Genomic DNA, 11,651 nt, shown 5'->3' with positions numbered 1-11,651 from the left:
GCGGATTCAGGGGCACTTTTGCTCCTCATTTCCTCCTTGGGCCCGCATCCGGCGGAATCAGAGGGATTTATCCCTTTGATTTCCCCATACCGGCGGAATCAGAGGGATTTATCCCTTTGATTTCCCCATACCGTCCACTTCCAGCGGAATCAGAGGGATTCCGATACAAAAACAAAGAGCCGTCCGGCAGCATCCAGCCGCAGAACAGCTCTCCTAATCGCCCGCATCTCACCGCAAGCAGGAATTACGAATCTTCCAATTCCCCTAGTAACCATCATCATACCGTATCCGCCCGAACTTCCCAACTAAATCCCGGCCAGCACCTGATACCAGATTCCACGCTTGGAATAGAGGGTCGTACGGACTTCCTCCCAGCCGCCAAGGTAGCTGATATCGAACAGTCCCACAGGAACCGGATACTGGCTCTCATGCTCCGCGTAGACCTGCTCGTTCACCGGACGGAAGCCGAATTTGGCGAAGACCGCCTGCGCCTCCGGCGTGGTCAGATAATCCACCAGCGCCTCTGACGCCTCGCGGGTGCCATGCTCATCTGCATATTTGTCCACTACCGCAGCGGGATTCTCAATCAGGATTGTATTCTGCGGGATGATCACCTCATATTTTACCCCTTGGGCTATCCGCGCCAGCAGCTCATTCTCATAAGTGACGATTACATCGCCTACCCCGTATTCGAAGGCCGCCATCGAAGCGCGTCCGCTTTTATCCAGAGATTCTACGTTGGCGTGTATGCTCTCCAGAAAAGCTTTCGCGGCAGCAGGGTCTTTCGCTCCCTCCTGCTCCTCAGACAGCTTCAGACCCGCCCCGTAGATCGCATTGATGTCCCACTGCGCACCGCCGGAGGTCTTCGGATTCGGATAGAGCACCTTCACGCCCGGCTTCGCCAGATCGGCAAAATCATGAATCCCCTTAGGGTTGCCTTCCCGTGTACCCAAGGCCACAACCGAACGCGTGACCATTCCGGCCTCGCCGCGTTCCTTCCAGTTCTTCTCCACTAGGCCCGCTTTGACCAGCTTCTCAACATCGCCTTCCATCGCCAGCAGAGTGACATCGGCCTCGAATCCGCCGGCAATCGCCCGCGCCTGGGTTCCGGAAGCCTCATAGGACTGCTGGAATACGATTTTTCGGCCAGTCTTGGCCTGCCATTCCTCCGCGAACAAGGGCAGAATTTCGCCCATCGCATCCTTCGCTACGCTGTACGCACCGACCACCAGGGTCAAGTCCCCCTGCTGCGCCGCAGCAGCTGTTGAACCTTCCTGCTCATTTCCGCAGCCGACGGCGGTCAGTGTGAGCACCGCCAGCATTAAGACAGCCAGCCAGCCGTGCAGTTGTCTGCTCCTTCTGAAAAGCCTCATACCGGCGACACATCCTACATCTTATATTTTTAAATAAATACGGAATATATTTTTAAATAAATACAGGCATCGGATCTTCCTTCAGCCCATTCTCCTGAATCCAGCTGTGTTCATCGTTGAACAGGTAGGCGCGGTGCACAAGCACAGAAATTTCCTGACCCGGAGTCAGCGTCTCCTTCTCCAGTGACCGGTACGTTACCAGCTTATGTCCGTTCACCTCCACCTCCACCAGCCATTCGCTGCCGCGGAAATGCAGATGCTTCACGATGCCCTGCTCGGTGGCCGAAGCCATTTTGAATTCATGAAGGTGGCCCACCTCGATATACTCGGGACGGATCAGCGCCTTGGTCGGTTTGCCGCCGCCTGCCCCTTTGAAGCCCTTCAGCTCGGAAGCACTTTCGATCAGCGTCGATTCCCCGATAAAGGTCGCCACGAACGGTGTCTTCGGCTCCTTGTAGATATCCCACGGCGTACCCTTTTGCTCCAGGCGGCCCTGGTTGATGATCATAATCTCATCCGCCACCTCAATCGCTTCATCCTGGTCATGGGTAACGAAGATCGAGGTTATGCCAACACGCTCAATCAGCTCCCGCAGCCAGGAACGCAGCTCTTGGCGGATCTTCGCATCAATCGCCGCGAACGGCTCATCCAGCAGCAGCAGCTGCGGCTCAGGCGCGAGCGCCCGGGCAAAAGCCACACGCTGGCGCTGACCGCCGGACAGCTGATGCGGATACCGCTTCTCGAAGCCCTTCAGCCCGGTAAGCTCCACCAGCTCAGCTACGCGGTCACGGATGGCATTTTTCGAACTCTTTTTCACCTTCAGCCCAAAGGCAATATTCTCAAACACCGTCATGTGCTTGAATAGTGCATAGTTCTGGAACACGAAGCCGATCTCACGCTCCTGGGGCGGTAAGTTATTCACAGTTTTGCCATGGAAAATAATCTCCCCGCTGTCCGGTGTCTCCAGTCCCGCCAGCATGCGCAGGATGGAGGTTTTGCCGCCTCCGCTGGGGCCGAGCAGCCCGATCAGATGACCTTTGGTAATCCCGAAATTGACGTCCTTCACGGCGTGGAAATCTCCAAAATGCTTATTCAGTCCCCGGACCTCTACATGCATAACTAGTGCACACCCTTTCTTCTCTTGCTCCATTCCATCAACAGCAGCAGACCTGCGGAGAATGCGGCCAGCACCAGCGCTATACCGCCCGCAGCCGTAACATTGAAATTCTCGACATCCTGATAGACCAGCGTGGTCGCAGTCTGCGTTTTGTTCATAATATTGCCGGACACAACGAGCACTGCACCGAATTCACCAAGCGAACGGGCCACCGTCAGAATCACCCCATAGATCACGGCCCAGCGGATCGAAGGCCAGGTTACTTTCCAGAAGGTCGTCCAGCCATATGCACCAAGCGTCGAAGCCGCTTCCTCCTGCTGGGAGCCAATCTCCTGCAGCACCGGCATCACCTCACGCACCATCAGCGGGAAGGTCACGAACAATGTGGCAATGACCATTCCGGGAAAAGCATACACAATCTTCACTCCGATTTGTTCAAACAGCTCGCCCAGCGCACTGTCCGGCCCCAGCAGCAGGACGATCATCAGACCGCCGATCACCGGCGATACCGCATAAGGCAGGTCAACGATGCTGTTCAGCAGGCTTTTCAGGCGCCGTCCCAGCCAGTCCGCCCGCACCAGATACAAAGCCATCATGATGCCAAACAGCGTATTCAGCAGCGTGACTACGACCACCACGAATCCGGTCATCATCAGCGCGTGCAGCGCCTCCGGCCGGGTCAGGGCATTCCAGAAGCCGCCCCAGCCTTCGCTGAAGGCACCGATCGTCATTTTACCCAGCGGCGCGGCAATCAGCAGGAAGAATACAAGATACGTCAGTGTAATCCAGAGTCTTCTCATGATCTTCTCCCCCGCATCTGCAGCAGACTAATCAGCCAGAGAATAAGAAAGGACAAGGTCAGGAGAATGATGGAGACCGCTGCGGCCCCCACCGGATTATCACTCTCAACTTCGCCGAAAATAAATACCGAAGACACCAGCGTCCGCCCCGGAATATTGCCGGCCACCAGCACAACTGCTCCGAATTCAGCGAGGGCCCGGGAGAAGGCCAGCATCCCCCCGCCAATCATACCCGGTGACATCGACGGCAGAATGACCTGCAGGAAGACCCGGCTAGGCTTAGCCCCCATCGTATACGCCGCCTCTTCTTCAGAAGCGTCCAGCTCCTCCAGCAGCGGCTGCACCGCCCGGATCACGAAGGGAAAAGTGACGAAGACCATAGCAATCACAATCGCCGGCTGATGAAAAACAATCTCAAACCCCAGCGACTCCGCCAGACCGCCGATTAGGCTCCCTGGACCCAGCAGTAGAAGAATCATTAGGCCTCCAACGGCAGTAGGCAGGGCAAACGGGAGATCAACCAGACTGTTCAGCAGCGCTTTTCCGGGAAATTTATAGCGTATAAGCACCCAGGCAATCATCGTCCCCAGCAGCACATTAATGAGTGTGGCGATAACCGCCAGCTTAAGCGTTAATAATACCGACTTCCAGGCAATCGGATCAATGATACTCTCGACAAAACTGCCAATACCGAGCGAGAATGAATTGTAATAGACACCGAGTATCGGCAGCACGATCAGCACTACAAAATAAAGTAAAATAGTTGTACGGAATCCCCAGGTCCAGCCTTTGTGTCTAATCAACGAATTCAATGGTTAAGCCTCCCACCTCCGGCTATCCGGTCGGTATACTCGCCTTTAAAGCTGTAATTATTCCTATTAATATACTTGGTTTAAAGTTATCACTACTTTACCAAAGACCGGTTGCTGCCGTCAATTACTTTCGTAGCTTTTGGGTTAAAGTATATATAACATTCATTTTGCCTATGTAAGAGAGGGGAGTTCATTATGCTTCATACTATGGAGATCAGCACCAGCAAACGGGATGAGTTACGGGATATCACCCGCGAGGTCCAAGCTTATGTGAAGAAAAGCGCAGTGCGAAGTGGAATTATTGTAGTGTATTGTCCGCATACCACAGCGGGGATTGCGATTAACGAGAACGCCGACCCGGATGTGAAACATGATGTGCTGATGCGCCTGGATGAAGTCTATCCGTGGGAACATCCGAAATACCGCCACGCCGAGGGCAATACCGCTTCCCATCTAAAGTCAATCACAGCAGGCCCTTCCCAAACCATTATTATTCATGATGGAGCCTTGCTGCTGGGCCGCTGGCAGGGGATCTATTTCTGTGAGTTCGATGGTCCAAGACACCGGCAATGTTATCTGAAAATCATCGGGGGTTAGTCCAGTCCTCATGAAAGCTTATAGAAAAGCAGCTTCGCCGGTTCCTGCGGAGCTGCTCTCTATATTATTTATAGCTTCTATAACACTTTCACCAATCAATGTTATACCAATGCAACGCTCTAAAGTGCGGATCGTTAAAAAAAACAGCTATTATAAACTGCGGCTTAGTACTTTGACATGCGTAAGTGCGGCTTGCTTCACATCTTCGAACAGCACCTTATCTTGAATATAATATGAAATAAATCCGTGAGCAGACAAGAACAGGGTCAGCGGCACACTTTGCCAGTCTTCCGACACATATCCCTCTTCCTTCATATGACGGCGGACAATACCTGCAAACAACTCGAAACATCGGCCCTGTTCTGCTCTACAATAGGCAAGCAGCTCTTCATCGCGGATCATGAACATGATCTCATACTGGTACGGATGATCCAGCCCGAAACGGATGAACTCCATGATCAGCTGTTCAACACGGGTCATTCCCTCTTCAGGGGGCATGCTCATTGCCTGATTCAGCAGTGTGGCCACATGATTGAAATCCTCGACTACGATTGCGTAGAATAATTCAGCCTTCTCTTTGAAGTGATAATAGAGAGAACCATGACTATAACCCAGATGCTGGCCGATGCTGCGCATCGAAATGGCCCGGTACCCTTTGGTTATAAAAAGATGCCTCGCCGCCTCCAATATCCTTTCTCTCGACAATTCCTGCTCCACTGCTCTTCTTGCCATAAATTTATTCCCCTTCGCTGTAGTAAAGCCGCCGCCCTTCCGTAACCTGGGCTTGCGCCCCGGTAAGATCGGTTATCCATGCGATAAATGCGTCACCTTCATCATTGCGCGGAAGACATAGCAGCGTAACTTTATCCGTAAATAACGTTTCACCAGTCTGGATGCCTCTGCCCCGCAGCGCGTTCTCCACCTTGCCCAGCCAGGTGTATTCGATTTCCACGAACACCTCCCGCCTCAGCACACGGGTGATCACCTCTCCGGCTTCAAGTGCCAGCACTGCGCCGTCTGTATAGGCACGAATCAGTCCGCCTGCGCCCAGCATAATGCCTCCGAAATAACGGGTAACTACAATAGCGACATTTTTAACCTTTTGGCTGCGGATTACTTCCAAAATCGGCTTCCCGGCCGTTCCACTCGGTTCACCGTCATCCGACTGTCTTTGGATCTCATCCCTCTCACCAATCATATAAGCAGAACAGTTATGTGTAGCGTTCCAGTGCTGCTTCTTGATGTCTTCAATGAATTGCACGGCTTCTTCTTCGCTCTCCACCGGCATTACATGTCCGATGAAGCGTGATTTACGGATTACGACTTCCCGTGAACCGGGAGCACGTACCGTCCGGTATTGTTCCAGCATTTGTTGTCCATTCCTTAATCTACATATGATAACTTGATATATATTAGGAGCAGCCCCGGTAATGGTTACCTATGGACTGCTCCCTGATGACTTACCTTAGTATGAATGATCTGCGCGTATGGTTACAACTACTCAGTAAGTCTGGCTTCCAGCTCTGCCTTTTCTTTCTCGTAGCCCGGTTTACCGAGCAATGCGAACATATTCTTCTTGTAAGCTTCAACGCCCGGCTGATCGAACGGATTCACACCCAGCAGGTATCCGCTGATGCCGCAGGCTTTCTCGAAGAAGTACACCAGATAGCCGAAAGTATAAGGCGTCTGGTCAGGAATAGTGACGATCAGGTTCGGCACTTGGCCGTCTGTGTGCGCCAGCATAGTTCCCTGGAAGGCCTTCTTGTTCACGAAGTCCATTGTCTTGCCTGTCAGGAAGTTCAGTCCGTCCAGATCATCAGGATCAGACTCGATCGATACATGGTGCTGTACCTGTTCTACCTGGATAACCGTTTCAAAGATATTGCGGTTACCTTCTTGAATGAACTGACCCATGGAGTGCAGGTCTGTCGAGAAGTCAACGGAGGAAGGATAGATTCCTTTGTAATCCTTGCCTTCGCTTTCGCCGTAGAGCTGTTTCCACCATTCAGATACAAAGTGCAGGGACGGCTCGTAGTTCACGAGGATTTCTGTAGTCTTGCCTTTGCGGTAAAGTGCGTTACGCACTGCGGCATATTGATAGCTCTGGTTCGTAGCTACATCCGGATTGTTGAACTCATCGGCTGCAGCTGCGGCCCCTTGCATCATTTCTTCAATGTTGATTCCGGCTACAGCGATTGGCAGAAGGCCTACCGGTGTCAGTACGGAATAACGTCCGCCTACATCATCAGGAATAATGAACGACTCGTAGCCTTCTTCATTAGCCAGCTTCTTGAGTGCGCCCTTCTCCTTGTCTGTAGTTGCGTAGATACGTTTGCGGGCTTCTTCCTTGCCGTATTTCTTCTCCAGTGCTGCACGGAAGATACGGAAGGCAATAGCCGGTTCAGTAGTCGTACCCGATTTGGAAATTACGTTCACGGAGAAGTCTTTGCCTTCTACCAGATCAAGCAAATGCGTGATGTAGGTAGAGCTGATGTTGTTGCCGGCAAAATAAACTTCCGGAGTCTTGCGCTTGTCCTTAGACAGGTTATTGTAGAACGAATGCGAAAGCGCCTCAATAGCTGCGCGTGCTCCCAGGTAAGAACCGCCGATACCGATAACGATCAGTACATCGGAATCACTTTGAATTTTTTTGGCAGCCTGCTGAATACGGGCGAATTCTTCCTTATCGTACGCTGTAGGGAGATCAATCCAGCCCAGGTAATCAGAGCCGGCTCCGCTCTTGTTATGCAGCTGTTCGTGGGCCAGTTTCACCGGAGCGGCGAAATAGTCAATCTCAGTCTGGCTGAAGAAGGAAAGGGCTTTGGTGTAGTCAAAATTAATCTTCTTGGACATCGGTAATGGTAGCCTCCTGTTTATCTCTTTAGATTTGACACCGTTTGTTGCAACATTATTATCTAGGATACTTTAATTTGCCTTGACTGGCAAGGTCTTAAGGCATATCCCCGGCTTTGGAACCATGTTTATGAAAGTTTCTTGGAAGCGTTTACTGACCGGAACCGGAAACCTGTTCTGTGGAACATGCCAGGACCTTCTGATAGAATGTAGACAAACTTAGTTTCTATATTATGATCTCAAAGAGCAAAGGTGGAAATGAAATGAAACAGATCGGCTTTATCGGACTCGGAACGATGGGAGCGCCTATGGCGTCTAACCTGCTGCGCAGCGGCTTTGAGGTTACGGTGTACAACCGCACAGCAGAGAAATGCAGACCTCTGGAACAGGAAGGCGCGAAGGTTGCCGCAACTCCGCAGGCTGCGGCTGAAGGCAAGAATGTTATTATTACCATGATCAGCAATGATGATTCGATCCGGGAAGTATTCTACGGTGATAACGGTATTCTGGCTACCCTTCAGCCGGGAACCACCGTTGTGGATTCCAGCACCATCTCGCCCGGCCTCGCGAAGGAAATTGCCGCAGCCGTGGAAGAACGGGGCGGAAGCTTCCTGGATGCGCCTGTAACCGGCAGCAAACCTGCGGCTATCGAAGGCACACTGGTCTTCATGGTTGGCGGCAGCGCCGAAGTGATTGAAGAGCATCGTGATATCTTTGATTCCATGGGCAGACTGCTGCTGCATATGGGCGCTAACGGCAGCGGCGCCGTAGCCAAGCTGGCTCACAATGCCATGGTCGGCATTCATAATGTCGCACTCGCCGAAGGCTTCTCCATTGCCGTGAAATCAGGCGTTCCCGCAGACAAGTTCCTCGAGCTGGTGAAGAACGGATCGGCAGGCAGCAAGCAGGCTGAGCTGAAGGGGCAGAAGATTATTGATAATGATTTCAGCAACCAATTCTCCCTTGCCCTGATGCTCAAGGATCTCAAGCTGGCCTCCTCGCTCAGCGATTCCACTGGCGTACCTTCCCCTATGCTTGGTGTCGCCAAAAGTATGTTCCAGGCGGGCTTCAATCACGGCTACGGGGATGAAGACCTGTCTGCTGTGGTGAAATCTTACGAAGACTGGATCGGCCAGAAGATTGGCGGCAAGGCTGACCAGAAATAATAAACTATACTCAATCAACAATTACTGCAGGCGCAGCCGGATTTCAGGCTGCGCCTTTTAGCTGCAGCATTATAAAATACACTAAGTACAGGGCTCGTCCTCTCCGAAGTTGCCCATAGTTACAGCTTATGTAATTATCCGAATGCAGCCTATAAATTCCACCTCTCTGCACCTCTGAGCACTTAAAAATAACAAACATACGTTCTTATATAATGATAACAAATTTCCGGTTATATGGCAACACTCTCCTCATTTACCACTCAATCGCTGTGCCGAATACGCCAATTCCTCACCTAAGATTCGTTGCCGTTGAATTACTTAACTGCAGGCAGTCTATGACATGACCCGCGCCATTTCAATTATTATCTGCACACAAAGAAATCCCCCGGCAGCCTAAAGCTCCCGGGGGATTTCTACATTTCTATACTTTTGAATTACACAATCGGGTAAGAACAGCAATAATCAGTTAATGCGAAGACTTCCAGCGCAAACTTGGAGTTGCCGGGAACATGGAATGTTTCTGTTCCGTCGATGTCTTTCCACACGTCAGTACCGGGAAGCAGTACTTTAAGATTGCCGGAGAGGATTTCCATCGTCTCTGGACCTTCTGTGCCGAATTCATACACTCCAGGCAGCATAATACCGAGTGTCACCTTAGTACCGTTCTCTAAAGTAACTGTACGGCTGGTAACTTTTCCGTCGTAATAGATGTTCGCTGCTTTTTGAATTGTCGCGCCCGTAAACTGACTCATATGCTTATTCTCCCCTTTATGGTTAATCCGTCTATTATAGCAGGGCTTTCACGCGGCTGACTACATTTTCCACGGTGAAGCCATACTCTCTGATTACTGTGTCGCCAGGGGCGGAAGCGCCGAAGGTAGTGATACCCAGAATGTCGCCTTGATCGCCTGTATAACGTTCCCAGCCGAAGGTTTGCGCCATTTCAATCGCCAGACGGGCTTTCACTTCAGGCAGAATTACGGAATCACGGTAAGCCTTGTCCTGTTTCTCGAACAGATCCCAGCTCGGCAAGCTGATTACACGGACATCAATGCCTTCTTCAGCAAGAGCAGCCTGAGCCTTAACAGCCAGCTGTACTTCAGAGCCTGTAGCAATGATCTGTGCCTGCGGGGTACCATTCTTGGAATCAGAAACTACATAGCCGCCGCGTTTGATGTTCTCGCGAACGCCGTCCACAGTTCCTGGCAGGATCGGCAGGTTCTGACGGGTCAGTACCAGCGCTACCGGATTGGCTGTGTTCTCCATAGCATAAGCCCAAGCTGCCGAAGTTTCGTTGCCGTCAGCCGGACGAAGCACGGTAAGGCCTGGAATGATACGCAGGGACGCAAGCTGTTCAATCGGCTCATGGGTAGGACCGTCTTCACCGACAGCGATACTGTCATGTGTAAGCACGTAGGTTACCGGCAGCTTCATGATGGAAGCCAGACGGACAGCCGGACGCAGGTAGTCTGTGAATACGAAGAACGTACCGCCGAATACTTTGAGACCGCTGTGCAGTGCAATCCCGTTCATGGCCGCAGCCATACCGAATTCGCGGACGCCGAAATAGATATTACGGCCGTCATACGATTCAGAAGTGAACTGGGACAAACCGTTCAAGTGAGTCATTGTCGAGCTCTCAAGGTCAGCAGAACCCCCAACCAGCTGCGGGATGCCGGCAGTCAAACCGTTCAGCGCATTACCGGAAGCGACACGGGTGGATACTGCTTTGTCTTCTGCTTTGTAGAATGGCAGATTGGCATCCCAGCCTGCTGGAAGCTCACCGCTGAGTGCAGTTTCGAGCTGTGCAGCAAGCTCAGGGTAAGCTTGTTTGTAAGCTGCAAATTTCTCATCCCATGCTTTGTTAGCCGCGATCCCTTTAGCCTTCACTTCAGCAAAGCTGGCGCGCACTTCGTCCGGAACAAAGAAATCTTCTTCATATACCCATTTGTAGAAGTCCTTCGTAAGCTTCGCTTCATCAGCACCCAGCGGGGAGCCGTGAGTACCGCCATGGCCGCCTTTACCTTGTTTGTTCGGGCTGCCGTAGCCGATAACGGTCTTCACTTCGATCAGCGTCGGTTTGCTGCTGTCTGCTTGAGCTTCAGCAAGAGCCTTACCGAGTGCAGGAAGATCGTTGCCGTCTTCTACGCGCAGAACCTGCCAGCCGTAAGCTTCGAAACGTTTAGCCACATTCTCGGAGAACGCGAGGTTCAGCTTGCCGTCGAGGGAAATATCATTGGAATCATACATTACAATCAGTTTGCCCAGCTTCAAATGGCCGGCAAGCGAAGCGGACTCGGAAGAGATCCCTTCCATCAAGTCGCCATCGCCACAGATCGCATATGTGTAATGGTCGATTACATTATGTTCGTCTTTATTGTAAGTAGCACCCAGCTGTGCTTCAGCCATCGCCATACCTACAGCCATACCGATACCTTGTCCAAGCGGACCGGTTGTCGCGTCTACACCTGCAGTGTGGCCGAACTCCGGATGTCCCGGTGTCAAGCTGCCCCATTGGCGGAACTGCTTCAATTCTTCCATCGGCAGATCATAGCCGCTCAGGTGGAGCAAGCTGTAGAGCAGCATGGAGCCATGTCCGGCGGACAATACAAAACGGTCACGGTTTACCCAAGTCGGGTGATCCGGGTTATGATTCATCGTCTTGGCGAACAACTGGTATCCCATGGGTGCGGAACCCATTGGCATCCCGGGATGTCCGGAATTTGCTTTTTCAATCGCATCAATAGCAAGTGTACGGATCGTAGTGATGGCCAGGTTGTCCACCGTCGAGTTTTCTTCTTTATGAATGGCTTGATCTTTTTTTGCTTGTTCAGTCATTAAAATAATCCTCCTCAAATCAAGAATGTCATTTTGACTATTATTGTATCACGTAAGTGGAAGCATTTCCAATTGTTTTTGCTACAGCTTATAGT

At 51.6% G+C, this 11,651-nt stretch carries 11 protein-coding genes; 2 read left to right on the top strand and 9 right to left on the bottom strand.

The features are described 5' to 3' along the window. Positions 1 to 305 precede the first annotated feature (305 nt). The 4 genes from QW71_RS09150 to cysT are packed head-to-tail and all read right to left on the bottom strand — an operon-like array spanning position 306 to position 4,102. Complete coding sequence (locus tag QW71_RS09150; protein ID WP_039296466.1) at positions 306 to 1,373, bottom strand: sulfate ABC transporter substrate-binding protein; 1,068 nt, start codon at positions 1,371 to 1,373, stop codon at positions 306 to 308. 52 nt (positions 1,374 to 1,425) lie between these two features. Next, positions 1,426 to 2,490, bottom strand: a complete 1,065-nt coding sequence (locus QW71_RS09145; protein ID WP_039296463.1) for a sulfate/molybdate ABC transporter ATP-binding protein — start codon at positions 2,488 to 2,490, stop codon at positions 1,426 to 1,428. 2 nt (positions 2,491 to 2,492) lie between these two features. Beyond that, positions 2,493 to 3,290, bottom strand: coding sequence for a sulfate ABC transporter permease subunit (locus QW71_RS09140; protein WP_039296460.1), 798 nt, complete (start codon positions 3,288 to 3,290; stop codon positions 2,493 to 2,495). Further along, a complete protein-coding gene (gene cysT / locus QW71_RS09135) occupies positions 3,287 to 4,102 on the bottom strand; it encodes a sulfate ABC transporter permease subunit CysT (RefSeq protein ID WP_039296457.1) in 816 nt (271 codons plus the stop codon). Before cysT ends, QW71_RS09140 begins: the two co-directional genes overlap by 4 nt. 195 nt (positions 4,103 to 4,297) lie before the next feature. On the opposite strand from cysT, the gene QW71_RS09130 reads away from it, so the two are divergent. Next, positions 4,298 to 4,699, top strand: a complete 402-nt coding sequence (locus QW71_RS09130) for a secondary thiamine-phosphate synthase enzyme YjbQ (protein WP_039296455.1) — start codon at positions 4,298 to 4,300, stop codon at positions 4,697 to 4,699. Between the two features lie 150 nt (positions 4,700 to 4,849). Here the strand turns inward: QW71_RS09130 and QW71_RS09125 are convergent, their stop codons facing one another. The 3 genes from QW71_RS09125 to QW71_RS09115 all read right to left on the bottom strand — a co-directional run bounded on the left by QW71_RS09125 (position 4,850) and on the right by QW71_RS09115 (position 7,552). Next, positions 4,850 to 5,431, bottom strand: a complete 582-nt coding sequence (locus QW71_RS09125; RefSeq protein WP_039296452.1) for a TetR/AcrR family transcriptional regulator — start codon at positions 5,429 to 5,431, stop codon at positions 4,850 to 4,852. A 4-nt stretch (positions 5,432 to 5,435) separates the two neighbouring features. Further along, positions 5,436 to 6,068, bottom strand: coding sequence for a YigZ family protein (locus tag QW71_RS09120; protein WP_039296449.1), 633 nt, complete (start codon positions 6,066 to 6,068; stop codon positions 5,436 to 5,438). 128 nt (positions 6,069 to 6,196) lie between these two features. Continuing rightward, positions 6,197 to 7,552: a glucose-6-phosphate isomerase gene (locus QW71_RS09115; RefSeq protein ID WP_039296447.1), complete on the bottom strand. Its 1,356-nt coding sequence runs from the start codon at positions 7,550 to 7,552 to the stop codon at positions 6,197 to 6,199. Between the two features lie 263 nt (positions 7,553 to 7,815). Here QW71_RS09115 and QW71_RS09110 point away from each other — a divergent pair, with 263 nt between their 5' ends. After that, positions 7,816 to 8,718, top strand: coding sequence for an NAD(P)-dependent oxidoreductase (locus QW71_RS09110; RefSeq protein WP_039296442.1), 903 nt, complete (start codon positions 7,816 to 7,818; stop codon positions 8,716 to 8,718). A gap of 434 nt (positions 8,719 to 9,152) precedes the next feature. Here QW71_RS09110 and QW71_RS09105 read toward each other — a convergent pair whose 3' ends face one another. Both QW71_RS09105 and tkt read right to left on the bottom strand, forming a co-directional pair. Continuing rightward, on the bottom strand, positions 9,153 to 9,470 hold the full coding sequence (locus tag QW71_RS09105; RefSeq protein WP_039296439.1) for a pyrimidine/purine nucleoside phosphorylase: 318 nt from the start codon (positions 9,468 to 9,470) through the stop codon (positions 9,153 to 9,155). Between the two features lie 34 nt (positions 9,471 to 9,504). After that, positions 9,505 to 11,556 carry a transketolase gene (gene tkt / locus QW71_RS09100; RefSeq protein ID WP_039296436.1) on the bottom strand — a complete coding sequence of 684 codons (2,052 nt, stop codon included), beginning with the start codon at positions 11,554 to 11,556 and terminating at the stop codon, positions 9,505 to 9,507. Positions 11,557 to 11,651: the final 95 nt, after the last annotated feature.

It is taken from the genome of Paenibacillus sp. IHB B 3415, from assembly GCF_000802655.2.
GTDB lineage: Bacteria > Bacillota > Bacilli > Paenibacillales > Paenibacillaceae > Paenibacillus_AQ > Paenibacillus_AQ phytohabitans.
The sequence above is the reverse complement of the archived record's forward strand: the minus strand, read 5'-3'. Positions and strand labels throughout refer to the sequence as shown.